At 49.8% G+C, this 26,551-nt stretch carries 23 protein-coding genes; 8 read left to right on the plus strand and 15 right to left on the minus strand.

Features of this window, described 5'->3' with window-relative positions:
- Nucleotides 1-12 precede the first annotated feature (12 nt).
- Nucleotides 13-681 (minus strand): GTP cyclohydrolase I FolE, encoded by a 669-nt coding sequence (gene folE, locus QUE34_RS12985; RefSeq protein WP_001139613.1) that lies wholly within the window; start codon nt 679-681, stop codon nt 13-15.
- A gap of 257 nt (nt 682-938) precedes the next feature.
- Between folE and yeiG the strand changes: the two genes are divergently transcribed.
- On the plus strand, nt 939-1,775 hold the full coding sequence (gene yeiG / locus QUE34_RS12990) for an S-formylglutathione hydrolase (RefSeq protein WP_000425446.1): 837 nt from the start codon (nt 939-941) through the stop codon (nt 1,773-1,775).
- On the opposite strand, the gene QUE34_RS12995 is transcribed toward yeiG, so the two are convergent.
- Nucleotides 1,776-2,165, minus strand: a complete 390-nt coding sequence (locus tag QUE34_RS12995) for a helix-turn-helix domain-containing protein (protein WP_001353094.1) — start codon at nt 2,163-2,165, stop codon at nt 1,776-1,778.
- A 1-nt stretch (nt 2,166) separates the two neighbouring features.
- Nucleotides 2,167-3,519 carry an L-serine ammonia-lyase gene (locus QUE34_RS13000; protein WP_105268402.1) on the minus strand — a complete coding sequence of 451 codons (1,353 nt, stop codon included), beginning with the start codon at nt 3,517-3,519 and terminating at the stop codon, nt 2,167-2,169.
- A 210-nt stretch (nt 3,520-3,729) separates the two neighbouring features.
- Here QUE34_RS13000 and serB point away from each other — a divergent pair, with 210 nt between their 5' ends.
- Nucleotides 3,730-4,617, plus strand: coding sequence for a phosphoserine phosphatase SerB (serB, locus tag QUE34_RS13005; protein WP_000152725.1), 888 nt, complete (start codon nt 3,730-3,732; stop codon nt 4,615-4,617).
- 32 nt (nt 4,618-4,649) lie between these two features.
- Entirely contained in the window at nt 4,650-5,972 is a 1,323-nt protein-coding gene (locus QUE34_RS13010; protein WP_032303365.1) for an MFS transporter, read from the plus strand.
- Between the two features lie 58 nt (nt 5,973-6,030).
- On the opposite strand, the gene cirA is transcribed toward QUE34_RS13010, so the two are convergent.
- The 3 genes from cirA to yieE all read right to left on the minus strand — a co-directional run bounded on the left by cirA (nt 6,031) and on the right by yieE (nt 10,858).
- Nucleotides 6,031-8,010, minus strand: coding sequence for a catecholate siderophore receptor CirA (gene cirA / locus QUE34_RS13015; RefSeq protein ID WP_032303366.1), 1,980 nt, complete (start codon nt 8,008-8,010; stop codon nt 6,031-6,033).
- Nucleotides 8,011-8,302: 292 nt separating this feature from the next.
- A complete protein-coding gene (gene lysP / locus QUE34_RS13020) occupies nt 8,303-9,772 on the minus strand; it encodes a lysine-specific permease (protein ID WP_000253276.1) in 1,470 nt (489 codons plus the stop codon).
- Between the two features lie 204 nt (nt 9,773-9,976).
- The gene (gene yieE, locus QUE34_RS13025) at nt 9,977-10,858 is read right to left on the minus strand and encodes a DNA-binding transcriptional regulator YeiE (protein WP_000548286.1); all 882 of its coding nucleotides are present in this window, start codon (nt 10,856-10,858) and stop codon (nt 9,977-9,979) included.
- A gap of 98 nt (nt 10,859-10,956) precedes the next feature.
- Here yieE and QUE34_RS13030 point away from each other — a divergent pair, with 98 nt between their 5' ends.
- The 3 genes from QUE34_RS13030 (at nt 10,957) to QUE34_RS13040 (ending at nt 14,028) form a co-directional block, all read left to right on the plus strand.
- Nucleotides 10,957-12,006: a YeiH family protein gene (locus tag QUE34_RS13030; RefSeq protein WP_032303367.1), complete on the plus strand. Its 1,050-nt coding sequence runs from the start codon at nt 10,957-10,959 to the stop codon at nt 12,004-12,006.
- A gap of 73 nt (nt 12,007-12,079) precedes the next feature.
- Nucleotides 12,080-12,937: a deoxyribonuclease IV gene (nfo, locus tag QUE34_RS13035; RefSeq protein ID WP_032303368.1), complete on the plus strand. Its 858-nt coding sequence runs from the start codon at nt 12,080-12,082 to the stop codon at nt 12,935-12,937.
- 2 nt (nt 12,938-12,939) lie between these two features.
- Nucleotides 12,940-14,028 carry a sugar kinase gene (locus QUE34_RS13040; protein WP_032303369.1) on the plus strand — a complete coding sequence of 363 codons (1,089 nt, stop codon included), beginning with the start codon at nt 12,940-12,942 and terminating at the stop codon, nt 14,026-14,028.
- Nucleotides 14,029-14,083: 55 nt separating this feature from the next.
- Here the strand turns inward: QUE34_RS13040 and QUE34_RS13045 are convergent, their stop codons facing one another.
- Nucleotides 14,084-15,334, minus strand: coding sequence for a NupC/NupG family nucleoside CNT transporter (locus tag QUE34_RS13045; protein WP_000382948.1), 1,251 nt, complete (start codon nt 15,332-15,334; stop codon nt 14,084-14,086).
- 99 nt (nt 15,335-15,433) lie between these two features.
- Nucleotides 15,434-16,375 (minus strand): ribosylpyrimidine nucleosidase, encoded by a 942-nt coding sequence (gene rihB, locus QUE34_RS13050; RefSeq protein WP_000415429.1) that lies wholly within the window; start codon nt 16,373-16,375, stop codon nt 15,434-15,436.
- 129 nt (nt 16,376-16,504) lie between these two features.
- On the opposite strand from rihB, the gene QUE34_RS13055 reads away from it, so the two are divergent.
- The gene (locus tag QUE34_RS13055) at nt 16,505-17,203 is read left to right on the plus strand and encodes a transcriptional regulator YeiL (protein WP_032303371.1); all 699 of its coding nucleotides are present in this window, start codon (nt 16,505-16,507) and stop codon (nt 17,201-17,203) included.
- 68 nt (nt 17,204-17,271) lie between these two features.
- Here the strand turns inward: QUE34_RS13055 and QUE34_RS13060 are convergent, their stop codons facing one another.
- The 6 genes from QUE34_RS13060 to fruB all read right to left on the minus strand — a co-directional run bounded on the left by QUE34_RS13060 (nt 17,272) and on the right by fruB (nt 24,683).
- A complete protein-coding gene (locus QUE34_RS13060; protein ID WP_000353870.1) occupies nt 17,272-18,522 on the minus strand; it encodes a NupC/NupG family nucleoside CNT transporter in 1,251 nt (416 codons plus the stop codon).
- 93 nt (nt 18,523-18,615) lie between these two features.
- On the minus strand, nt 18,616-19,554 hold the full coding sequence (gene psuG, locus QUE34_RS13065; protein ID WP_001292440.1) for a pseudouridine-5'-phosphate glycosidase: 939 nt from the start codon (nt 19,552-19,554) through the stop codon (nt 18,616-18,618).
- Nucleotides 19,542-20,483 carry a pseudouridine kinase gene (locus tag QUE34_RS13070; protein ID WP_032171598.1) on the minus strand — a complete coding sequence of 314 codons (942 nt, stop codon included), beginning with the start codon at nt 20,481-20,483 and terminating at the stop codon, nt 19,542-19,544. The genes psuG and QUE34_RS13070 overlap by 13 nt, the downstream gene beginning before the upstream one ends.
- Nucleotides 20,484-20,906: 423 nt before the next feature.
- Entirely contained in the window at nt 20,907-22,598 is a 1,692-nt protein-coding gene (fruA, locus tag QUE34_RS13075) for a PTS fructose transporter subunit IIBC (protein ID WP_000854458.1), read from the minus strand.
- 16 nt (nt 22,599-22,614) lie between these two features.
- Nucleotides 22,615-23,553 carry a 1-phosphofructokinase gene (fruK, locus tag QUE34_RS13080; RefSeq protein ID WP_000091263.1) on the minus strand — a complete coding sequence of 313 codons (939 nt, stop codon included), beginning with the start codon at nt 23,551-23,553 and terminating at the stop codon, nt 22,615-22,617.
- Nucleotides 23,553-24,683 (minus strand): fused PTS fructose transporter subunit IIA/HPr protein, encoded by a 1,131-nt coding sequence (gene fruB / locus QUE34_RS13085; protein WP_000487253.1) that lies wholly within the window; start codon nt 24,681-24,683, stop codon nt 23,553-23,555. Before fruB ends, fruK begins: the two co-directional genes overlap by 1 nt.
- A 367-nt stretch (nt 24,684-25,050) precedes the next feature.
- Between fruB and setB the strand changes: the two genes are divergently transcribed.
- Entirely contained in the window at nt 25,051-26,232 is a 1,182-nt protein-coding gene (setB, locus tag QUE34_RS13090) for a sugar efflux transporter SetB (protein WP_105268400.1), read from the plus strand.
- Here the strand turns inward: setB and QUE34_RS13095 are convergent.
- Complete coding sequence (locus tag QUE34_RS13095) at nt 26,229-26,483, minus strand: YkgJ family cysteine cluster protein (protein WP_001446648.1); 255 nt, start codon at nt 26,481-26,483, stop codon at nt 26,229-26,231. The two genes, setB and QUE34_RS13095, sit on opposite strands and share 4 nt — an antisense overlap.
- Between the last annotated feature and the right edge of the window lie 68 nt (nt 26,484-26,551).

A 26,551-nucleotide genomic window follows, 5' to 3' on the forward strand; every position in this document is an offset into this window, starting at 1 on the left:
CCTGCCTTTTAATCAGTTGTGATGACGCACAGCGCGCAGAAACTCGTGGCGCGTATTCTGACTGGATTTGAACAATCCACCAAGAGAGGTCGTTGTCGTGGCACTGGTTGCATCGCGGATGCCGCGCGCCTTCACGCAGTAATGTACCGCATCGATAGAGACAGCCACGTTATTGGTGCCCAGCAGCGTTTGTAGCGCAATGAGAATTTGCTGCGTCAGACGTTCCTGCACCTGCGGACGCTGGGCAAAGAACTGCACGATACGGTTAATTTTTGACAGACCGATCACCGAATCTTTCGGGATATAAGCCACCGTCGCTTTGCCATCGATGGTAACAAAATGGTGTTCACAGGTACTGGTCAGGGTGATATCGCGCACGGTGACCATTTCATCAACCTTCATTTTGTTTTCAATGAGGGTGATTTTCGGGAAATTGGCGTAATCCAGACCGGAGAAAATTTCATCGACATACATTTTAGCGATGCGATGCGGCGTTTCCATCAAACTGTCATCAGCCAGGTCGAGATTCAGCAGCTGCATGATTTCGGTCATATGACCAGCAATAAGGCTTTTGCGCGTTTCGTTATCCATTTCATGCACGGGCGGGCGCAGCGGTGTTTCCAGTCCTCGCGCAACTAACGCTTCATGAACCAGGGCCGCTTCTTTACTGAGTGATGGCATTTATGATTTCTCCTGCAGGTGTGACGCCTCCGCCCTGCGTGGGGGCAAAGTTATTAAGCTGATTTACAGCCTGATTATTGTGCGTGAGGCGGCGCACATAATCCAGTATTCACAGCGATAATTATTGTAATTGCCGCTGCCTTTCATCAGCAGATGTTAAAACATCGTTATGTATATACGGAAGTGAAAGTTACTCACAGCACATTGAATAAACGGTATGATGAAGAAATTGCAAACAACACAACAAGGAGCCACGCATGGAAATGCTCGAAGAGCACCGCTGTTTTGAAGGCTGGCAACAACGCTGGCGGCACGACTCCAGTACCTTAAATTGCCCGATGACGTTCAGCATCTTTCTTCCACCGCCTCGCGATCACACCCCGCCGCCGGTGCTGTACTGGCTCTCCGGATTAACCTGCAATGACGAGAACTTCACCACCAAAGCGGGGGCCCAACGCGTAGCGGCAGAACTGGGGATTGTACTGGTGATGCCAGACACCAGTCCGCGCGGCGAACAAGTTGCCAACGACGACGGCTACGATTTAGGTCAGGGCGCGGGGTTTTATCTCAACGCCACACAAAAACCGTGGGCGACGCATTACAGGATGTACGATTATCTGCGCGATGAATTACCGACTCTCATTCAATCGCAATTTAACGTCAGCGATCGCTGCGCTATTAGCGGTCATTCCATGGGGGGTCACGGCGCATTGATTATGGCGCTGAAAAATCCTGGCAAATACACCAGTGTTTCCGCCTTTGCGCCGATTGTGAATCCGTGCAGCGTCCCGTGGGGAATAAAAGCGTTTAGCACTTATCTGGGTGAGGATAAAAATGACTGGATGGAATGGGACAGTTGCGCGCTGATGTATGCGAGTAATGCGCAGGATGCGATCCCGACACTGATTGATCAGGGCGATAATGATCAGTTTCTTGCCGACCAGCTACAACCCGCAGTGCTGGCAGAAGCCGCGCGTCAAAAAGCGTGGCCGATGACGCTGCGTATTCAGCCGGGATATGATCACAGTTACTACTTTATTGCCTCTTTTATAGAGGATCATCTGCGCTTCCATGCGCAGTATTTACAGGAATAATCACCAGCAGAGGGTATTTTCCAGCGCCGTACTAAAATTATGGTCATCTGCGTGCGGGGCTGGAGACTTCTGGTTTAAATCTGTCAGTTGCTGGCGTACCTGTAGTCGCCCTGCCCCTTCGCCGCTGGAACTATTTTCGTTGAAATTACGCATTTCTGCTTCGAACAATATGGCATCGAGATTTTGCAATTTATTCAGCGCGCGCAGAAGAGAAATGAGAGTATCAAGATTTAAACTTCCCCCCTTTTCAATCCGCTTGACCGTTGCTATGCCCACCAATGCACGCTCGGCTAACTGCTGTTGGGTCAATGATAATGAGATACGCGTTTCTTTAATGCGAGCGCACAGTGATAAAATAATTTCGTTGTTATTCATCGTATTATATTTCATCTTACGCATCCTTTTTTCTTGGCTGCAATTTGCTCAGACAGCCATGATAAGTTTCACGGTATTTAGCGCTCATATCCTTTCCGGTTTCATACATCGCGGAAATTATCTCATCCAGCGTAATGCACGGCTCGCTTATGCGACTCAACGCCATCGTCGTTGCGTTGATAGCTTTCACAGCTGAAATAGCATTTCGTTCAATACAAGGAATTTGTACCTGCCCGCCAACTGGATCACAGGTCAAACCTAAATGATGCTCCATCGCAATTTCTGCCGCGCTAAGTACCTGAGCCACTGACCCGCCCATAAGTTCTGCTAATCCTGCTGCCGCCATTGAACTGGCAACACCTATTTCCCCCTGACATCCAACTTCAGAACCCAGAATAGAGGCATTTTTTTTGAACAGAATGGCGATGGCACCAGCGGTCAGTAAAAAGCGGGTAACGGAGTATGTATCAAGCTCGTGAATGAATTTATCATACCAGCACAGTACAGCCGGGATAATACCGCTCGCGCCGTTGGTGGGTGCTGTCACGACACGTCCACCCGCAGCATTTTCTTCGCTCACCGCAATGGCAAAAGTATTGACCCAATTGAGCGTAGTCAGGAAGTCATTGGAAAACCCCTTTGACTGCAACGATTTATATAAAGCACAGGCACGACGGTTAACCTGAAACGGACCTGGAAGTAATCCTTCTGTATGCATCCCGCGATAAACCGCCTCCTTCATTACTTCCCATTTTTTATGAAGATCGTCATGCAAAAAAGCTGCTGTCTGGCAGTGCAGTTCGTTTTTCATCATTAATGCCGCGACAGATAATCCGTTTTGCTGACAAAGTTTTAATAATTCGTTTGCGTTCTGGAATTCAAAAGGATGTGGAGTGACTGATGGAGGAATAATCGCCTCTCCTGCTTTTAGCACTTGACCGTCGCCGATAGAAAACCAGGTTTCTTCATAAAGTGTAAACCAGTCATCTCTGGCACGAAATGTCATCGCATAAGGGTGCCCCGGATACGCTTGTAGATTAGAAAGAATGGATACACTGACGTTGACACCAGGCATAACTTCCAGCGTCGCCTCAGTTTCTGCACGCCTGATGGCGGACATTTCCATGCGAATGTCAACGCTGTCAGGTAAGTGTCCTTGCAAACCGAGATAAATCGCCACATCAACATTATGGCACTTGCGGCTTAATGACAGCGCACCATAAAGTTCGACATCAATTTTCCGCAACAAAGGTAACATTTCTTGCTGTTTCAATTGTGACACAAAATTATAAGCCGCACGCATTGGCCCGACTGTGCGGGAACTGGATGGACCAATAACTATCTTGAATATATCTATGCAGCTTTCCATATTTGTAAATGATTCCTTCAACGTTGAAAAATAGTTATTCTTTATATCCTGGTAAAGATATCAAAAATGGTACTTTTAGTATCTTATTATTTCAAAGTATCAAAAAAAGTACTTTTTTATCTTTTATTTAACATTCACAACTGTGATTGTCAGATACATCAGCTTCTACGAAATCTTATTATAATCATTGCAGATAAAAAGGAGCGGTAAATGACGATTATTTATTTCTTGTCGCCAACAGGCATCGACATCACCCAAAAATGTCTGAAAGATTATCTGCAACATTTAAAGATTTCCCCCTCGGTGTTTTCGCTAACAACGAATTACAGTAGGCAAATAAATAGAGAGTATCTAAAGCTAGTATTACCAAATGATGTTACCAACCCTGCTTTTTATGCTGGTTTACGTCACCGTGCTGATAATCATCAGTTTGATTTTTTCCGTAAACCCAGGGTCTTACCGGATCAGGGAATTATTGCCTTTGATATGGATTCCACCTTTGTTGAAGAAGAAGGTGTCGATGAAATAGCCCGTAGACTCGGCATCTCTGAAAAAATCACCGCACTGACCCGTGAAGCGATGGAAGGGAAAATCGATTTTGATACCAGTTTTACCCGGCGAATTGCCATGCTTAAAGGAACGCATAAAGATATATTGCATCAAGTTTGTGAACAGATGACTCTTTCACCAGGTCTTGAAACTATTCTTCCCATACTAAAAGAAAAAGGATTCAAGACGGCAATTATATCTGGAGGTTTGGATATTTTTACTGAGCGATTGAAGGAAAAATATCAACTTGATTTTGCATTTTCTAACTCTGTGCGCATTAAGGAAGATCTGTTAACTGATACAATTACCTTACCTATTATGAATGCAGAAAAGAAAAAGCAAACCCTGATAAATTTAGCGACAGAGTTAGCTATCTGCCGTGAAAACATCATTGCCTGTGGAGATGGTGCCAATGATATTCCTATGCTTTTGCATGCCGGAAATGGCGTGGCATGGAAAGCAAAACCTAAAACCCGGGAAAAAATTGCTGACCAGATTAATTTTAATGGTTTCGAGTCGCTTCTCTTTTTTATAGAAGAAAAATTATAGCGCCATAAGGTTCACAGAAAAGGAAACTCACAATGAGTTTGAAAAAATTTATTTTCAGCCAGGCCGACCAACCGGTGGTCAAACCAAAAGAAGAAGTTGATCATACTTATAAAAAATTTCGCATTGAAATCATCACCTCTGTATTTATCTCTTATGCCGTATTTTACTTAACCCGCAAGAATTTCTCTGCGGCCATGCCAGCGATGTTAACGGATACGTCATTAACCGCACAAGATTTCGCTATCATGTCGTCGGTCTTTTACATTCTTTATGGCTCCATGAAGTTTGTAGGTGGCATGTTAGTCGATAAAATTAACCCACGAGCGATGACTGGCCCCGTACTTATTGGCGTCGGTATTGTTAACATTCTTTTCGGTTTTTCAGACAGCGTTGCTGCGTTCTATATCCTGTATAGCCTTAATGCTATTCTCCAGGGTACCAGTTTTCCGCCAATGGCAAAAATTATGGCCTCGTGGTTCTCGAAAAATGAACGCGGACGCTGGTGGGCAGTTGTTGAAGCTGCGCATAATATTGGCGGTAGTCTTGCGCCTCTCCTGACAAGCTTTGCTATTGCTTTTAGTGGCAGCTGGAAGATGGGCTTTTATGTTCCGGGTGTAATCTCACTGATTATGGGGATTGTTGCCTTATTTACGATAAAAGATCGTCCCAGCACGCTCGGTTTGCCTAACGTCGGTAAGTGGCGCAACGACCCGACAGAACTTGCACAAGTTAAAGCAAGTCCGGTTGATCTCAGTTTTTGGCAAATATTCGTTAAATATATTCTTACCAACCCATTAGTTTGGCTCATTATCCTCGGGGATATGTCGGTCTATATTGCACGCACCATCCTCAATGACTGGCCACAAATTTATTATTCTCAGGTTCATAACTGGAGCCTGATTAAAGCGAACTCCATTATATCCTGGTTTGAAGCAGGTGGACTTGCTGGGGGATTACTGGCGGGGTACTTGTCCGATTTCATGTTTAAAAGTAACCGCTGGATGACAGGATTAATCTTTGCCATCGCTTTATGTATTTGCATCGTTCTCGTACCGCTGGTGCAGGACGTCTCCTACACATTAACGGCTATTCTGTTTACAATCATGGGGTTTGCATTGTATGGACCGCATATGTTATTCGCTGTCGGGTGTCTTGATGTTACGCATAAAGATGCGGCAGGTTCCATTACTGGATTCAGGGGCTTGTTTAGTTATTTAGGCGCGGCAATGGCAGGGCTTCCAGTTATTATGGTGAAAAACAGTTGGGAATGGTCAGGAGTGTATATTTACGCAGTCATTACCATTTTGCTGACAACATTTTCACTGGCCTTACTGGCAAAATTTCATCGGTTATAAAGCCAGAAGCGAATTTCTGGGATTATGCCCGGCGGGATCGACGCCGGGCATCTTCGCATCAGAAGCGATAATCCACTGCCATAAAGTAACGACGTCCGTCTTCGTTATAGCTGTAGTCGTCACGACTGAGATCCTTGTCGCCAAGGTTCAGCACGCCCGCACGCAGTTTGACGTCTTTGGTCACCTGCCAGGCCGCGCCGGTATTCCAGATGGTATAACCGCCCGGAGTTTTAGCCGTCGCGCTGTCGGCGCGTTTCTGCCCGGTATAGTGTCCGGAAACATAGAATGACCAGTCTTCCAGCGCCAGCGGTTTCCAGTCCAGCGTACCGTTAGCAGTATGGAACGGCAGATCGGACAACGGTTTGTTTTCGCCGTTGCTGACATCACGACCATCGTTGTAGGTGTAGTTGATCGACAGTTTCCATTCATCGTTGAACGGAATTTTCAGTTCGGTTTCCACGCCCTGAATACGTGCTTTGTTAACGTTGTAGTAGCTGAATACTGGCACACCGTCCGCTGTAAAACCGACAAAGTTTTGGTAGCCCGGAGCAGCATTGACGTCAGACGTACGGCTGATGCTGATACGATCTTTTACATCGTTGCGGAAAACGGTCACGCTGGATTCAACCCCTTCCAGCCAGCCTTCTTCACCCATGTAGTAAAGCCCCAGCTCCCAACTTTCGCTGGTTTCAGGTTTCAGATCCGGGCTACCCACAATCTTGCATGCGCCACGGCAGGAATTGCTCGTCCAGTCAGGGCTAAGTTGCAACAGAGAAGGCGCTTTAAATGCCGTTGCCCAGCCCCCTTTCACCGTTACGGTGTCGGTGGCGTTGTAAACCAGGTAGGCACGAGGACTCCAGTGTTCACCGTAGGTTTCGTGATCGTCCATACGCACGCCGGTCGTCAGCGCCAGCGGCTCGAAGATCCGCCATTCATCTTCCACAAACAGCGCGTACTGGCTGGCAGACGTTTTGGAGCTTGTTCCTCCGGTCAGGTTTACTGCATCGCTAAGTTTGTCGTGACGCCATTCACCGCCAACCGTAACAAACTGATTAATCGCCGTCAGTGGCAACGTGTATTTACCATCGACCGTATTGCTTTCGGAAGTAATCGGGCTGCTGTTGCCAGGATTTTTGTTTTCGACTTTCTCACCGTAGTATTTCAGTTCGCTGGTGCCGTAATCCCAACGCCCATTATGGCTGACGGAGTAGTTCTGACGTTCCAGGCGGTTTTTGTCCAGCGAGTCGGAATCACGATCCTGACGGTCAAAACCGTATCCGGCAGTAAAATCGTGATTTTGATTCGGTGTCCAGGCAAATTCCACATTGCCGTCGCGGCTGGAGAATCCTTCAATACGCGGCGTTTCTCCGGTATCGGTGGTCGTTGAGTTTTGTGGGTCATCCTTTTCACGTTTTGCCAGGCTGCCGTAAGCTTTCATTCCCAGCACGCCGTCAATTAATGGTCCGCTGGTAAAGAACTGACCGTTATAGGTATCACCGCGATCGCGATGTTCCTGAATGGTGGTATCGACAGTAACGGTACCCGACCATTTCTGACCGATTTTTTTGGTGATGATATTCACGACACCGCCGAGCGCATCGGAACCGTACAGCGACGACATCGGGCCACGGACCACTTCAATACGTTCGATGGAATCGACCGGGATCCAGTTCAGATCGAAATCATTGTGGCGGAAGACGGCATTGCGGGAGTTAACGCGTTTACCGTCGACGAGAATCAGGGTGTAGCTGCTGTCAAGACCACGAATACTAACGCCCTTACGGTTATCCCCTTCGTTCGTCAGTTGTACGCCAGGCACTTCTTTGAGGACATCCTTCAGATTCTGTACCGGTTTTCGCTGCAGGTCTTCCTGGGTAATGACGCTGATACTGGCGGGTGCATCTTTAAGGTTTTGCTCAACGGAAGATGCAGTGACAACCATCGTTTCGCCATCATCATCGACCGCTAACACAGGCCATGCACAAGAAATAGCGGACAAACACAGCCCGACCCGTACGAAGGGGTTAAACCTAAACATTCCATATCTCCATGAGGTAACTACGAAAATAAAATGGGTTATCGCTCACATCTTCTTCACGTCCCCTTGCGTACGGCAGCATCGCGGTGGACTTATTTGTATGCAGGTGATCATCCCAGAAAGCCGGAACAGCCCCTGATTTGTCAGCCTTTTTTGATTTCGGCGTAACGATAATGCAAACGATAACAATTATCAATCCAAATGTTAAAATTTATATCCGCATGATTTGTCAGTGAAATAGAATTAAAAAAGCCCTCTCGGTTGAGAGGGCTTAGCAAAGAAGGGAGGAAACTTATTTCTTATCGTTCTGCGGGAACTTCATTTCGCTGTAGCGTACGAAGTGAGTTCCTTTAATCAGCTTGTATCCGAACCAGATAATCAGGAACAGCGGGATACCAATATATGTTGCCGCTACGCCGCCCCAGTCAATGGTGTCTTTCAGGAACGCTTCGTAGTTCTGGCCCAAAGTAATAATCAGACACAGAATGAATGCGAAGATCGGCCCCAGTGGGAAGAAGCCTGAACGGTACGGCAGATCGTTAATGTCGTGTCCCTGCAATACGTAACCGCGACGGAAGCGGTAGTGGCTAATCGCAATCCCCAGCCAGGCAATAAAGCCTGTCATACCAGAGGTGTTCAGCAACCACAGGTATACCGTCTGGTTACCAAACATCGAGGTCAGGAAGCACAGACCGGCAATCACCGTCGTCGCATACAGCGCGTTACGCGGCACGCCACCACGCGACAATTTAGCGAAAATGCGCGGCGCTTTACCGTCACACGCCAGGGTGTACAACATACGAGTAGACGCATACATACCGGAGTTACCCGCTGACAGCACCGCCGTCAGAATAACAGCGTTCATCACCGCCGCCGCAGAGAGCAGACCCGCGTGTTGGAATACCAGGGTGAACGGACTGACGCTGATGTCTTTCACATCATTACGCAGTAGGCTCGGATCGGTGTACGGAATAATCAGGCTGATGATCAGGATCGCGAACACATAGAACAACAGGATTCGCCAGAACACCTGACGTACCGCGCGTGGAATGTTTTTCGCCGGATCTTCGGACTCGCCTGCAGCAATACCGATCAGCTCGGTTCCCTGGAAAGAGAAGCCGACAATCATAGCTACGCCGATCATCGCCGCAAAACCACCAGCAAACGGTGCTTCGCCGATTGTCCAGTTGCTCCAGCCCGCAGGCTGTGCGCCTTTGAAGATACCGATAATCATCAGCACGCCGACAACAATAAAGACAATAACCGTCGTAACCTTGATCAGTGAGAACCAGTATTCTGCTTCACCAAAGCCACGGACCGAAATGTAGTTCAGCAGGAAGATAACGCCGAGGAACAGCGCACTCCAGATCCAACCGGGTGTATCCGGGAACCACCAGCTCATAACCAGCTGCGCAGCAACCAGGTCAACGGCGATAGTCACCGCCCAGTTGTACCAGTAGTTCCAGCCCAGCGCGAAGCCAAAGCCTTCTTCAACATAGTTCTGACCGTAAGTGGCAAACGAACCGGAAACCGGCATATATGCGGCCAGTTCACCGAGACTGGTCATCAGGAAGTAAACCATCAGGCCAATCAACATATACGAGAGCAATGCCCCGCCCGGACCTGCCTGAGAAATCGTTGCGCCAGAGGCAACAAAAAGACCTGTACCGATGGAACCGCCAATGGCAATCATCGTCAGGTGACGCGCCTTTAATTCACGGCGTAAGCCCGGCGCTTCTGTGGTTTTAGTTTCGGAAACCATACAAAAATGCTATCCATCTTAAAAATGAGGCGCGATTGTAGCAGACGATTGGCAATCCTTCCGGCAGAAATACACGGTTATAAGACACCTTCATGATCGCCCCGGGATTATAAGTAAAGCAGCCAATCTCTTTTCTGGCGAATGCATGCTGCGGGCGCTGCGTCACGAAATCGACACAGCACCAGCATGTTCTTGTACAGCAACTTAACGCGGTACATTCGCGGGATCGCAATAGTCCAGAAAGCGCCGTAGCGCGTTGGAAAGGTGTTTTTGCCGATGATGTATACGCCACAACGTACGCATCAGGCGCGGCAGAGGGACCGCAACTTCACTTAATGTGCCTGCCTGCAATTGATCTTCAATGACCCGTCGCGACAGGCAACTAATTCCCAATCCATGACGCACCGCATGTTTGATTGCCTCGGAGTTACCTAATTCCATTGCCATCTCAAACTTCGGTAAATGTGACAGCAACAGATAATCGACAATCTCCCGCGTGCCGGAACCGCGTTCACGCAGGATCCACGGCGCGGCAGCCAGCTGCTCTAAGGTGACCGGACCACGAGCCAACGGCGAAGTCGGCGCGGCGAAAACCACCAGCTCGTCTTCCAGCCACGGTTCAGAGATGATTTCAGTGCTGTGGCACGGTCCTTCAATAAAGCCAATATCAACGCGGAAATCCAGCACCGCTTGCATCACGTCCTGGCTGTTCCCAACGCTAAGTTCAATCGGCAACTGCGGATAATCATGGCGATAACGGGCAATGACTGCAGGCAGAATGTAGTTACCGATAGTACTACTGGCATAGATACGAATCGCGCCGTTGTCTTCGCGAAACAGTTGTTCGATTTCAATCGCCTGTTCAAGCAGTGCCAACGCACGCGGATAGAGCAGCCGCCCGTGTTCATTAACAACCAGTCTTTTCCCCACGCGATCAAACAGTTGCACGCCAAGCTGCCCTTCCAGGTCAGTCAAGGCTGCGCTCACTGCTGATTGCGACAACGCCAGCATCACCGACGCCTGGGTGGTTGATCCACTTTTCAATACTTCTGCAAAAACTTCCAACTGCCGGAGGGTGATGTGCATAGTCGCTTACCACTTATAAAGATTGATTATAAATATATAATCAATTTTATTTTTAAACCAGTTAGTCGTAACCTTATGCCCGGTTAAAGGAGAGGGTTATGACGAATATCACCTTACAGAAACAACATCGTACACTGTGGCATTTTATTCCGGGGTTAGCCCTGAGTGCAGTTATCACCGGGGTCGCCCTGTGGGGTGGTTCCATTCCCGCGGTTGCGGGTGCCGGGTTTAGTGCCCTCACCCTCGCAATCTTGTTGGGGATGGTTTTAGGCAACACCATCTATCCGCGCATCTGGAAAAGCTGTGACGGTGGCGTGCTGTTTGCCAAGCAATATTTATTACGTCTGGGTATCATTCTTTATGGCTTCCGTCTGACGTTCTCGCAAATTGCCGATGTCGGTATCAGTGGGATCATCATTGACGTGCTGACGCTGTCCAGTACCTTCCTGCTGGCTTGTTTCCTGGGGCAGAAAGTGTTTGGTCTGGATAAGCACACCAGCTGGTTGATCGGTGCCGGTAGCAGTATCTGTGGTGCTGCCGCGGTACTGGCGACTGAGCCGGTAGTGAAAGCGGAAGCCAGTAAAGTAACCGTGGCTGTTGCAACCGTTGTTATCTTCGGTACCGTCGCGATTTTCCTCTACCCGGCGATATATCCGCTGATGTCTCAATGGTTTAGTCCGGAAACTTTCGGTATCTACATTGGTTCTACTGTGCACGAAGTGGCGCAGGTGGTGGCGGCAGGTCATGCCATCAGCCCGGATGCAGAAAACGCAGCAGTTATTTCCAAAATGCTGCGCGTGATGATGCTGGCTCCGTTCCTCATCCTGCTGGCGGCGCGTGTTAAACAGCTGTCTGGGGCGAACAGCGGCGAGAAAAGCAAAATCACTATTCCGTGGTTTGCCATCTTGTTCATCGTCGTTGCCATCTTTAACTCGTTCCACCTGTTACCGCAGAGCGTAGTGAATATGCTGGTAACACTGGATACCTTCCTGCTGGCAATGGCGATGGCGGCGCTGGGTCTGACCACTCACGTCAGCGCGCTGAAAAAAGCCGGGGCGAAACCTCTGCTGATGGCTCTGGTACTGTTTGCCTGGCTGATTGTTGGTGGTGGTGCGATTAACTATGTGATTCAAAGCGTCATCGCATAAACCACTACATCTTGCTCCTGTTAACCCGCTATCATTACCGTTTTCCTCCAGCGGGTTTAACAGGAGTCCTCGCATGAAATACATTGGAGCGCACGTTAGTGCTGCTGGCGGTCTGGCAAATGCCGCAATTCGCGCCGCCGAAATCGACGCAACCGCGTTTGCCTTGTTCACCAAAAACCAACGTCAGTGGCGTGCCGCACCGCTCACGACGCAAACCATCAATGAATTCAAAGCCGCCTGTGAAAAATATCACTACACATCGGCGCAAATTCTTCCCCACGACAGTTATCTGATTAACCTCGGACATCCGGTCGCTGAAGCTCTGGAAAAATCGCGCGATGCGTTTATAGATGAAATGCAGCGTTGCGAACAGCTGGGGCTTTCTTTGCTCAACTTCCACCCTGGCAGCCATCTGATGCAGATTTCAGAAGAGGATTGCCTTGCGCGTATTGCCGAATCCATCAACATTGCGCTGGATAAAACTCAAGGTGTGACAGCGGTGATTGAAAATACCGCCGGTCAGGGCAGCAACTTAGGGTTTAAATTCGAACATCTCGCGGCGATTATCGACGGCGTGGAAGATAAATCCCGCGTCGGCGTCTGCATTGATACCTGCCATGCTTTCGCTGCCGGGTATGATTTGCGTACTCCAGCCGAATGCGAGAAAACGTTCGCGGATTTTGCCCGTATTGTCGGCTTTAAGTATCTGCGCGGGATGCACCTTAACGATGCGAAAAGCACCTTTGGCAGCCGCGTTGACCGCCATCATAGCCTCGGTGAAGGCAATATCGGTCATGATGCGTTCCGCTGGATCATGCAGGACAACCGTTTCGACGGAATTCCGCTGATCCTTGAAACCATCAACCCGGATATCTGGGCAGAAGAGATCGCCTGGCTGAAAGCGCAACAAACTGAAAAAGCGGTGGCCTGAAGATGAATAACCGGGAGAAGGAGATCCTTGCAATATTAAGGCGTAACCCGCTGATTCAGCAGAACGAAATTGCGGATATGCTGCAAATCAGCCGTTCGCGTGTTGCAGCGCATATTATGGATTTAATGCGCAAAGGTCGGATTAAAGGCAAAGGTTACATTCTCACCGAGCAGGAATACTGCGTAGTGGTGGGGACAATCAATATGGATATTCGCGGGATGGCGGATATCCGTTACCCGCAAGCGGCTTCTCATCCCGGTACAATTCATTGCTCGGCAGGCGGCGTTGGACGCAATATCGCCCACAATCTGGCGCTGTTAGGCCGCGACGTCCATTTGCTTTCAGTGATTGGCGATGACTTTTATGGCGAAATGCTCCTGGAAGAAACGCGCCGCGCCGGCGTGAATGTCTCCGGCTGCGTTCGTTTACATGGTCAAAGCACATCGACGTATCTGGCAATTGCCAATCGAGACGATCAAACCGTGCTGGCGATTAACGATACCCATCTGCTGGAACAGTTGACACCGCAACTACTGAACGGGTCGCGCGATTTACTTCGTCATGCGGGCGTGGTACTGGCTGATTGCAACCTGACAGCCGAGGCGCTGGAGTGGGTCTTTACCCTCGCTGATGAAATCCCGGTGTTTGTCGATACCGTTTCAGAATTCAAAGCGGGCAAAATCAAACACTGGCTGGCGCATATTCACACTCTGAAACCCACTTTGCCGGAGCTGGAAATTTTATGGGGCCAGCCGATAACCCGCGATGCTGATCGTAATGCCGCAGTGAATGCGTTGCATCAGCAAGGCGTTCAGCAACTGTTTGTTTATTTGCCCGATGAGTCTGTTTATTGCAGCCAAAAGGATGGCGAACAATTTTTGCTGACTGCGCCAGCGCATACGACGGTAGACAGTTTTGGTGCTGACGATGGTTTTATGGCGGGCCTGGTGTATAGCTTTCTGGAAGGAAGCAGTTTCCGTGATAGTGCCCGTTTTGCGATGGCCTGCGCGGCAATTTCACGCGCCAGCGGCAGCTTAAACAACCCTACCCTGTCTGCCGATAACGCGCTTTCATTAGTGCCGATGGTGTAACAATCTTGCCGGATTCGACGCTTGACCGCGTCTTATCCGGCTCATAAATCGCGCACTACGCTAAACCAATAAAGAACCCGGCAATGGTCGCGCTCATCAGGTTGGAAAGCGTTGCTGCTGCCAACGCCCGTAACCCAAGCTGGGCGATTTCCGGTGCACGGTGTGGCGCAACCGCAGAAAATGCGCCAACCACCACCCCGATAGAGCCGAAGTTAGCGAAGCCACACAACGCGAAGGAAATAATCGCCACGGTTTTAGCATCGAGAGTGCCAGCCGTTTGCAGATAGGGTGAGAAATTGAGGTAAGCGACAAATTCATTAATCGCCAGCTTCTGTCCAATCAAACTTCCGGCAAGATTCGCATCACTCCAGTCAACACCCATCACCCACGCCAGCGGGGCCAGCAGGTAACCTAAAATGGACTCCAGCGAGGCATGTTCAAAACCAAACCAGCCACCAACGCCGCCGATAACACCGTTGATCAACGCAATGATGGCGACAAATGCCATCACCACTGTCGCCACACCCGCAGCGATTTTCAGCCCGGTCATTGCCCCTGTAGCAGCGGCTTCAATAATGCTTTTTGGCGGTGTTTCGGTGAAAGAGAGGTTATTAAAGGAAACCTGCGAAGATTCCGTAGCCGGACTTAACATGCGGGCAAACAAGATCCCGCCAGGGATAGCCATTAACGATGCCGCCAGCAGATATTCCACAGGCACGCCCAGTGCGGCGTAACCAATCATTGTCGAACCAGCAATCGAGGCCATGCCACTACAAATAGCCGTAAATAATTCATTGCGATTCAGACGATCGATAAAGGGTTTGACGATTGCCGGAATTTCGTTTTGCCCGAGGAAAATGGTAGTGACCGCGACGAATGACTCGATCTTGCTGATATTTAAAGCTTTCTGGAAGATACCGCCGAGAATGCGAATTAAGATCCCCATCACACCGATGTAGTAGAGAATACTCACCAGTGCTGTAACGAAGATAATTGCCGGTAATACCCTGAAACCAAAGATAAATCCTGCGCCATCAAATAAGGTGTCCATTTTCGGTCCAACCAGAGAACCGAAGATAAATGCGCTACCTGCGTCGCTGTACGCCATCACTTTATGCACGCCAAAAGCGACTTTTTCTGCGACCCAACGCCCTGGCGGTAACCAAAGCATAATGCCGCCAATCACGACCTGTAACACTAACGCCGCGCCAACGGTACGCAGGCTGATCTTCTTCTTGTTTACTGACAGCAAAAACGCAATTGCCAGCAGTACCACCATTCCCAGAACACTTCTCATGACATCCATAGTTATTATCTCTTCATGTCATTTTGGGCGACGGCTTTCTGCCCATCAGAAATAGCCGGGCCTGCATCTTGCGATACTGTCCCGGCTTGTTATCAACACTTAATGGGTTTTGATGTAGCCGCGCACGCACTCTTCAACTAATCCCCAGAACCAGTCGGTATCAATAGTGATGCCGACTTTGGTATTGGCGGGCTTGCCAAGAACGCCCAGCTCGTCGCAGACGGTACGCCCGTAACAAGGGCCACTGTTGACGTCCACTTCGACGTACATCTCCTGGGTTTTAATGCCATCGGGGTTAATCAGATAACCGATACAGGTGGCGTCATGTACCGGGCCGCCAGCCAGACCGTAGTTTTCGAACTGGGTTTTCAGAGTGAAGTTCATGATGTCGCTGAACAACTCTCCGGCAGGGCCGCCTGCCCTTTCCATCCGAGCAATCACGTCCGGAGTGCAAACGGTCTGGTTGGTGAGATCGAGGCCCATCATCACTAATGGAACGCCGGAGGTGAACACCACTCGCGCCGCTTCCGGGTCAGCAAAGATGTTGAACTCGGCAGATGGGGTGAAGTTGCCAGTACCGTAAGCGCCGCCCATCAGTACAATTTCACGGATTTTCGGCAGGATTGCGGGCTGCATACGCATTGCCACCGCGATATTTGAAAGCGGACCAACCGGCACCAGAGTGATATCGCCATCGCTTGCCATCAGGGTATCGATGATATATTTCACCGCATGGGTACTTTCTGCCTGGCGGGTCAGCGGCTCGAATACCGGGCCATCAAGTCCGGTTTCACCGTGAATATTATCGGCAACGATTTGTTGACGCATAATGGGTTGCGGCATCCCCGCATAAACCGGAACATTAATCTCCAGTTTCTGGCAAACATTCAGGCCATTAATTAATGTTTTATCGAGGGTTTGATTCCCCGCCACAATAGTGATACCTAATAAATCAATCGCCGGATGTTTCGCGGCCATCATTATGGCAATAGCATCATCATGACCCGGATCACAATCCAGAATAATTTTTCTCTTTTCCATTGTTTATTTCCTCTGTTTCCAGTTGCGTTATTTTTTCTACAGCAAAGAAAATTCGACCGGGCCGATGATTGAATCTTAACAACAGCGTACGTATGCTAAATATGAGAAATCTCATAGCGGATAAACATCGTGAAAGAAATCCACAATAATGATCTTAAGCAGCAATTGATGAGTGAGTCCGCGTATAAGAATTGCTTTTCAACGGATGTTTCAGCCGATACACGGCTGTTTCATTTTTTAGCGCGTGACTACATTGTGCAGGAAGGGCAACAGCCGTCATGGCTGTTTTACCTGACGCGAGGCCGCGCCAGGCTTTACGCCACGCTTGCCAATGGTCGCGTGTCGCTGATTGATTTCTTTGCTGCACCCTGTTTTATTGGCGAGATTGAGTTAATCGATAAAGATCATGAACCACGAGCGGTACAGGCGATTGAAGAGTGTTGGTGCCTTGCGCTCCCTATGAAACATTACCGCCCGCTGTTATTAAACGATACGCTATTTTTACGAAAACTCTGCGTCACCTTAAGTCATAAAAATTATCGTAATATTGTTTCTTTAACTCAGAATCAATCATTTCCGTTAGTGAATCGCCTGGCAGCATTTATATTACTCTCGCAGGAAGGTGATCTTTATCACGAAAAACATACCCAGGCGGCAGAGTATTTAGGTGTTACTTATCGTCACTTGCTATATGTGATCGCTCAACTCATTCACGACGGTTTATTAATTAAAAGTAAGAAAGGGTATTTAATTAAAAACAGAAAGCAGTTGTTAGGGCTGGCGCTGGAGATGGATCCGGAGAATAAATTCTCCGGGATGATGCAGTAAAAAATAATCTGGAATAGCGCGATTGCCGGATGCAACGCTTAATAAGCGCGTACATCCGGTAATGAAACTCAAGCTAAACCAATAAAGAACCCGGCAATGGTCGCGCTCATCAGGTTGGAAAGCGTTGCTGCTGCCAACGCCCGTAACCCAAGCTGAGCGATTTCCGGCGCGCGTTTTGGCGAAATAGCCGAAAACGCCCCAACGACAACACCGATAGAACCAAAGTTAGCAAAACCACAAAGCGCAAAGGAGATAATCGCAATGGTTTTCACTTCCAGCGTGCCGCCCGTTTGCAGGTATGGGGAGAAACTCAGGTAAGCGACGAATTCGTTAATCGCCAGTTTCTGCCCAATCAGGCTACCCGCAAGGTTGGCATCACTCCAGTCCACGCCCATGATCCACGCCAGCGGTGCCAGCACATAGCCAAAAATACTTTCCAGAGAGGCATTGGAAAAACCAAACCAGCCACCAATTCCGCCGATTATGCCGTTGATCAGCGCAATAATTGCCACAAACGCCATTACCACCGTCGCCACACCAGCGGCGATTTTCAACCCGGTCATCGCACCGCTCGCCGCCGCTTCGATAAAACTTTTTGGCGGCGTTTCGCTGAACGACAGATTTTCAAATGTCACCTGCGAAGGCTCGGTGGCTGGGCTAAGAATACGTGCAAACAAAATACCACCAGGGATCGCCATCAGCGATGCCGCTAACAGGTAGTCAATTGGTACGCCCATTCCGGCATAACCAATCATCATCGAACCGGCAATGGACGCCATCCCGCTACAAATTGCCGTAAATAGCTCGTTGCGATTCATGCGATCGATAAACGGTTTAACGATCGCCGGGATCTCATTTTGCCCGAGGAAAATAGTGGTAACCGCAACAAAAGATTCGATTTTGCTGATGTTGAGGGCTTTCTGAAAAATACTGCCAAGAATGCGGATTAGCAGCCCCATCACGCCAATGTAGTACAGCAGGCTGATGAGCGCTGTGACGAAAATAATTGCCGGAAGTACGCGAAAGGCGAAGATAAAGCCCGCGCCATCAAACAGGACATCCATTTTCGGCCCAACCAGCGAACCAAAAATGAAGGCGCTACCGGCATCACTGTAAGACATCACTTTATGAACGCCTAATGCCGCCTGCTCTACTGCCCATTTTCCCGGTGGGAAGTAGAGCATAATGCCACCAATAGCGATTTGCAGCAGCAATGCAGCTCCGACCGTGCGTACGCTGATACGCTTTTTATTCACTGACAATAAGAATGCAATTGCCAGCAATACCACCATACCCACCAAACTTCTCATTATATCCATAATGATTTTCCTTTCATGCCAGTAAACCCGGCGCAAGCGCCAGGTTTTGGTATGTATGATCAGTACGGGCGACGGCTTTCTGCCCGTCAGAAATTAACCCGCGAGACGCTGGTATTCTTTGGCAATTTCGCTCGCCAGAATGGCGTTATTGAACACCAGTTGGATGTTGGATTTCAGACTGTCACCACCGGTCAGTTCAGCAACACGCGCCAACAGGAACGGTGTACTTTCTTTACCAATAACGCCCTGCTCTTCGGCTTCGGCGACGGCTTGATCTATGGCTGCATTGATAGATTCCTCCGGCATCGCAAACTGCTCCGGGATCGGATTCGCCACTACCAGGCCGCCGTTCAAACCGGTTTGCCATTTCACTGCCATTGCACGAGCGATTTCCGTGGCACTATCAAGGCGAATACTGACTTCAAATGGACTGGTACGGCAGAAAAACGCAGGCAGCGCTTTTGTCTGATAGCCAATTAACGGTACACCGAAGGTTTCTAAATATTCTGTTGTTAATCCTAAATCGAGAATAGATTTTGCACCGGCACAAACAACGGTGACATTAGTATTTGCCAGTTCCTGTAAATCGGCAGAAATATCGAATGTATGTTCCGCACCGCGATGCACACCACCAATCCCCCCCGTTGCAAATACTTTAATTCCTGCCAGTGCCGCGATAATCATCGTTGAAGCAACGGTGGTCGCGCCATTTTTTCCTGCGGCAACGACAAAAGGTAAATCACGGCGACTGACTTTCGTCACGTTATGTCCTTCACGGCCTAACAATTCAATTTCTTCTTTGCTCAAACCTACTTTCATGACACCACCAATAATGGCGATTGTTGCAGGTACTGCACCGTGCTTACGAATTGTGTCTTCTACTTCAATTGCCGTCTCAGCATTTTGCGGGAATGGCATCCCGTGAGAAATAATGGTCGATTCCAGTGCCACAACCGGTTTTTTGTTTTTTAAAGCGTCCTGCACTTCCGGGGAAATTTGTAATAATTCAGGGGAAATTTTTAATTCAGACATTCTGCGTTCTCCACTAACGATATAACGTTGGCAATCGATAAATCGGGGTTATTGGTGTATTCACAGGAGAGCGCCATTGACGAACATCCCTGTGCGAAACGAACAGATTCGGCAAACGGCATTCCGTCTACCCAACACGAAGCAAGTCCCGCCATCATGGCATCGCCCGCTCCGGTAACATTAATGACATTGGTTTTAATCGGCGCAGACCAACCACTTTCACCGCTGATATCACTGTAATAAACGCCGTCGCCGCCCATGCTCAATACCAGTCGGTTCAGGCCATGTTGATGGAACCAGGCGGCAACCTTTGCCACATCTTCACGCCCTGACAGCGCAATCCCACTCAGGGTTTCCGCTTCAAGGCGGTTTGGCTTGAGAGTGTGGATCAGATTTAGACGGTCGCGCACTTTGACACATTTCCACGCAGAAACAGGATCGACAAATACGGGTACGTTGGCGGCATTATCCAGAATCCATGCCAGTGCCTCTTCACTGATATTACAGTCCGCGACAATGACCTTTGCCCTCTGAATAAATTCACGGTGCTGTGCGAGATATTCAGCTGTAATAGCGTTGCTAATATTCATGTCATTTATAGCAACCAGCATTTCACCGGTATTATCGAGTAATGATAAATAGCTCGACGTATTTTCTCCCGGCACAATCAGGCATTTATCGACATAAACGCCAGATTGATTGGTTTGCGTTAGCAGCGATTGACCATAAAAATCACTGCCTACGGCGCTCAGTAGCCAGGCTTTATTACCCAGCAACGCCAGGTTTTGTGCAATATTGCGCCCTACCCCACCAGGCGTAAATTTTATTTTACCTGGATTTGAATCCGCATAATTTAATGATTCATGTGAATATCCGGCGACATCAATATTCGCCGAGCCTATAATTACGACATAATCCTTTTCGCGCATAGCACGTCCTCTGGTAAAAAATTACCAACCCTGTCAATCCACAAGAATATAGATACTGCAAAGACGGTTTAAACATGTGTTCATATTTAAACATGTGCTCATAGTATGCATGTTTTACGTAAAGTAAATTGCCGCCAGAGAGGCAAAATGGGCAGATTTGAGCAGGCTCACAAAATGCGATTAAATGCCTGAATTACAAAAGTGAGGAATTTGTGACGGGATGCACAGAACAGGAACACTAAAAAAGGGCAGAAAATAATCTGCCCTTAAGGAAATAACCTTAGTGTTTGATGAACATTTCAGGTTTCTACTGAAAGATAAAACCATTTAAATTCATAAAATTATATTCACAAACTGGTCATTCCCTTTGCGCTCATCAAATGTTACAGGGCAGGAAATTTCTGCCCTGTAACACACCTTTTATTACGCTGCTTTCGCTACTGCGTCCACTTCCGGACGTTTCAGGAAGGCATAGGCCAAACCCGCCACCAGCGTACCGGCAATAATTGCTACCAGGTAACCCAGTACCGGCGTAATAGCGCCAGGGATCAGCAGAACAAACAGACCACCGTGCGGTGCCATCAGTTTCGCACCAATCGCCATTGAGATTGCGCCAGTCAGCGCCCCACCAACGATACAACACGGCAGCACACGCATCGGATCACGAGCAGCAAACGGAATTGCACCTTCCGAAATAAAGCACAGACCAAGAACCAGAGCGGCTTTGCCACCTTCCTGCTGCGCTTTGTCGAATTTGCGACGCGCCACCATTGTTGCCAGACCCATTGCCAGCGGTGGCACCATACCTGCCGCCATAATCGCCGCCATCGGGCCATAGGTTTGAGTACTCAGCAGACCCACACCGAATGCGTACGCTGCTTTATTTACCGGACCGCCCATGTCAGTACACATCATGCCACCGAGGATCGCCCCCAGCAGAACCGCATTCGCAGTCCCCATGGTCTGCAGCCAGTGAGTCAACCCTTCGAGAATGCCAGCAACCGGTTTACCGATCAGGTAGATCATCGCCAGACCGACCACCAGACTGGAAATTAGCGGAATGATCAGGATCGGTTTCAGCGCCTCCATACTCTGTGGCAGTTTCAGTTGCGTACTGATTAACTTCGCAATGTAACCAGCCAGGAAGCCCGCAATAATACCCCCAATGAAGCCAGAACCGGTGCTGACCGCCAGCATACCGCCAATCAGACCCGGCGTGAGACCCGGACGATCGGCAATGGAGAAGGCAATGTAACCTGCCAGTACCGGCACCATCAGCGCAAAGGCTGAACCACCACCAATCTGCATCAGCGCCGCTGCCAACGTACCCGGCTCTTTAAACGCTTCGATACCAAAAGCAAAAGAAAGCGCGATACACAGACCACCTGCAACGACCATCGGCAGCATGTAAGAGACGCCCGTCAGCAAGTGACGGTAAGCGCCTGCACCCTCTTTCTTACCTTCAGTGGTCGCTGTTTGAGCTTTGCCCGCCGGTTCATACGGCGTTGCTTCAGCAACCGCTTTATCCAGTTCCTGCGCGGTTTTCTTCAGCGCCAGACCGGTAGAGGTGCGATACATCGGTTTACCAGCAAATTTCGCCAGATCCACTTCGATATCTGCCGCCACAATCACCAGATCCGCTGCTGCGACTTCTTCAGGGGTGATCGCATTACCCGCGCCAACAGAACCACGGGTTTCAACTTTCACCCACCAGCCACGTTTTTTCGCTTCGGTTTCAATGGCTTCAGCCGCCATAAATGTGTGTGCTACGCCAGTCGGGCAAGCTGTCACCGCAACTACGCGTTTCGGACCGCTGGTGGCAACTGGTGCTGTTGCAGCGACCGGTGCAGTGTAAGGTTTCGCATGGCCTTTGGCTTCACTCAGGAACAGCTCAGGGTGCGCAACTGCCCGGGAAATATCGCCCAGCCAGACATTTTTACCGTTCAGCGCGCTGTCGTTCGGGATGGAATCACCGAGAACAATCGCCATTTCAGCGTCGTTCGGATTGTCGATGATTTCCAGTTTTGCTTTTCGCGCCGCCGCGCCCAGCAGGGTCTTCGCCATATAGGCGCGTGCCTGACCGAGATTAGCGTCAATAATCAGCAGCGTTTTCATTATGCCTCTCCTGCTGTCAGTTAAAAGGTTGTAAGTCGACGCGCGCCATCATTGCGGCCAACTGCGGACGATCGGTAATACCCACATTGCTTTGACTTACCGCCAGGGCTGCAACAGCTGTCGCCAGACGCAGTGTGTGTTCACTGGATTCACGCATCAGCAAGCCATAAATCAGGCCACCAACCATAGAATCCCCTGCGCCAACGGTGCTTACGACATCGACTGACGGTGGTTTGGCGATCCATTCGCCGGAGGCATTAACCCAAAGCGCGCCTTCGGCACCCAGTGAAATAACGACATGCGCGATACCTTGTTCACGCAGCGCATGCGCAGCTTCAATCACATCTTTCATTTCAGGCAGTTTACGGCCCGCCCAGATTTCCAGCTCGCGGCGGTTAGGTTTCACCAGCCACGGTGCCGCTTTCAAACCTGCCACTAACGCTTCACGGCTACTATCAAAGATAATGCAAGGACACTGACTACGCAGGCGAGTCATCCAGTCGGTGAACGCTTCCGGGCTGACGCCTGACGGTAAGCTTCCGCTGACACAGACCATATCGAACTGACCGAGCCAGCTCAGAGAATCAGTCACAAAGCGTTCCCAGTCGGCGGGGGTAACCTCAAAACCCGAGAAGTTGAAGTCGGTCACTTCGCCGTCTTTTTCCGTCAGCTTAACGTTAATTCGGGTGCGCCCCTGTACAACCTGGAAACGGTTGGCAATGCCCAGCTCGCTGAACAGTTGCTGAAAACCATCCTGATTGTCTTTACCGAGGAAGCCGCCAACGGTGACATCAATTCCCAGGTCTTTTAATACTTTGGCCACGTTGATGCCTTTACCCGCCGCATGCAGACCGGTGGTTTTCACCAGGTTCACTTCGCCGCGTTCAATTTCCGGGCAGAAACCAACAAGGTCATAAGCCGGATTAAGGGTGATAGTAGCAACACGTCTGCTCATTATGCGCCCTCCCCAAGACCGGCAGCGATAGCGTCGCCAATGGCTTTCAGCGCCTGCTCAGCATCTGCACCCTGGGCGGTAAAGCGTAGGCGATGACCTTTCTTAACGCCAAGTGCCACAACTTTCATCAGACTACGTCCGTTTGCCGGTTTGCCGGTGCCATCAAGGTTTGTCACGGTAATATCACTGTTAAATTGTTTAATAGTATTGACCAGCATGGTACCTGGACGAGCATGCAGGCCGTGTTCATTGCGCACCACAAACTCCGCGCTTAACACGTCGTCGGTCGGCGCATCATCGCTGGTCAGCAGCGCCAGCAACGTTGCCGCATCCGCTTTCAGCAAACGGTCAGCTTTATTGTCGAGCAACAAATCAGCGAGACGCTTAAGAACCGCGACGGGCTGATCGTCATTCATCGCCACACTCACCAGCATGGCTGCCGTTTCGCCGTCCACATCAAAAGCATTTGCCGCACGGCTTACCGCAATCGCGCTACGCAAATTGCCTTCAGCGCTATCGCTCAGCCAGATGCCCTGTCCGAGGTTCAGCGGTTGTTCATTGATGGCTTTAGTGACGAAGGTGGCGTCAACTGCCCCTGCTTCTTTCAGACGCGCAGCGTTAAGCGCCTGAAGCGTCAGCAGATCGCTGGCGACAATATCCAGCGTCAGCATTTCGTTATCGAGCTTCAGCTGCTCACTCTGCTTTTCGCCCATCAGCAATGCGCGAAGTTCTTCTGCTGTCGTTGCTGACTTCAGCTGTTCAGCAACGGAATCATCGCTCAGTACATGGGTCAGCTGGCGTAACAGACCCAGATGTTCATCCGAGCTGGCAGCAATACCGATCGCCACGTACGCTACCTGGCCGTCACCCCAGGTGACGCCTTCCGGGAACTGAAATACCTGAACGCCGGTTTTCAGCACCTGATCGCGGGTGTCGGTAGTGCCGTGTGGAATAGCAATACCATTGCCGAGGAACGTAGAGGTTTGCTGTTCGCGCGCCAGCATGCCATTGACGTAGCCTTCAGCTACATTACCGGCCTGCACCAGCGCCGCAGCGACCTGGCGAATCGCCTCTTCTTTGTCTCCGGCCTTTTCGCCCGGATGGATGTCCTGTACGGATAACTGGAACATAGTTCTCCTCTCTTGCTGAATTGAAACGATTCAGCTTCTATGAGAAAAAAAGCGCCAACCTGGCTTAGGGTTAAAGACAAGATCGCGCTGAAACGTTTCAAGAAAGCATAATACTTCTGTTTCAGCACGCAAGGAAAGCCGTAAAGTTATGAGCAAAAGTTTGATGTGCTGCACAATTTTTTGTCATTTTTCCTAATTGCTGATGGGAAAATCCGTTATCAGCAATTTCATTTCAGCAGCGTCAGCAGCCAATCAGCAACAGTGAAATGGCATTTTGATTATTCGTGGCGCTTTTGATTTCGCTGTCTGTTTATTTTCTGACAAGCAGCGTAAACTCCGCGTCTTCCTCTTCCAGTGATCGACCAGCATGCATAACTCCCCCGCAGTCTCCAGCGCGAAATCGTTTGATCTGACCTCGACGGCGTTTTTAATCGTTGCCTTTCTCACCGGTATTGCGGGCGCTCTGCAAACCCCGACACTCAGTATTTTTCTTACTGATGAAGTACATGCCCGCCCGGCGATGGTGGGATTCTTCTTTACCGGCAGCGCTGTCATTGGGATTCTGGTAAGTCAGTTTCTCGCCGGGCTCTCTGATAAGCGCGGCGATCGCAAATCGCTGATTGTCTTTTGCTGCCTGTTAGGCGTGCTGGCCTGCACTCTTTTTGCCTGGAATCGCAACTACTTTGTTTTGCTATTCGTTGGCGTCTTTCTTAGCAGCTTTGGCTCGACTGCTAACCCGCAAATGTTTGCCCTCGCCCGTGAACATACTGACAAAACCGGACGTGAAGCGGTGATGTTCAGCTCTTTTTTACGCGCTCAGGTTTCACTGGCATGGGTCATTGGCCCGCCGCTGGCTTATGCCTTAGCGATGGGTTTCAGCTTTACGGTAATGTATCTGAGCGCAGCGGTAGCGTTTATTGTTTGCGGCGTGATGGTGTGGCTGTTTTTACCGTCGATGCAAAAAGAGCTTCCACTGGCGACCGGCACGGTTGAAGCGCCGCGCCGTAACCGTCGCGATACGCTGCTGCTGTTTGTCATTTGTACATTGATGTGGGGCTCGAACAGCCTGTACATCATCAACATGCCGCTATTTATTATCAACGAACTGCATCTTCCCGAGAAACTGGCCGGTGTGATGATGGGGACCGCCGCCGGGCTGGAAATCCCGACCATGTTGATTGCCGGATATTTCGCCAAACGTCTGGGTAAGCGTTTCTTAATGCGCGTTGCTGCCGTGGGTGGCGTCTGTTTTTACGCAGGAATGCTGATGGCGCATTCACCTGTCATTCTGTTGGGCTTGCAGCTGCTAAATGCTATTTTTATTGGCATTCTGGGCGGCATCGGGATGCTCTATTTTCAGGATTTGATGCCCGGTCAGGCAGGTTCAGCCACCACGCTCTATACCAACACTTCGCGCGTGGGCTGGATCATCGCAGGATCAGTGGCGGGCATCGTCGCCGAGATCTGGAATTATCACGCTGTGTTCTGGTTTGCGATGGTGATGATTATCGCCACTCTGTTTTGCTTACTGCGGATTAAAGATGTTTAAGGCGCGGTCAGGATTTCCAGATCGATAAGCCAGGTCATGGCCTGCTGACGCGAGTTACCGCACATTTCAGCGCTGGCTTGTAAGCCTGCACAGACTTTCGGTCGCAGTGGCGAGGTGAAAATTTTACAGCGTTGCTGTTCATCAAGCTGAATGCAGGGCGTATTGGCGGGCTTGCCATCGGGCATACCGGGAATAGGGCTGGAAATTGAAGGGGCAGTGCAACACGCCCCGCAACCCGGACGGCATTCCATACGTTGTTCTCTTAAGGTTAACCACCGGATTGATGAGCGCGCACAGTACCACCTTTTTTGCACCAGCA

Origin of the sequence: Escherichia sp. KS167_9B (assembly GCF_030295215.1) — a bacterium.
In the GTDB taxonomy this organism is placed as follows: domain Bacteria; phylum Pseudomonadota; class Gammaproteobacteria; order Enterobacterales; family Enterobacteriaceae; genus Escherichia; species Escherichia coli_F.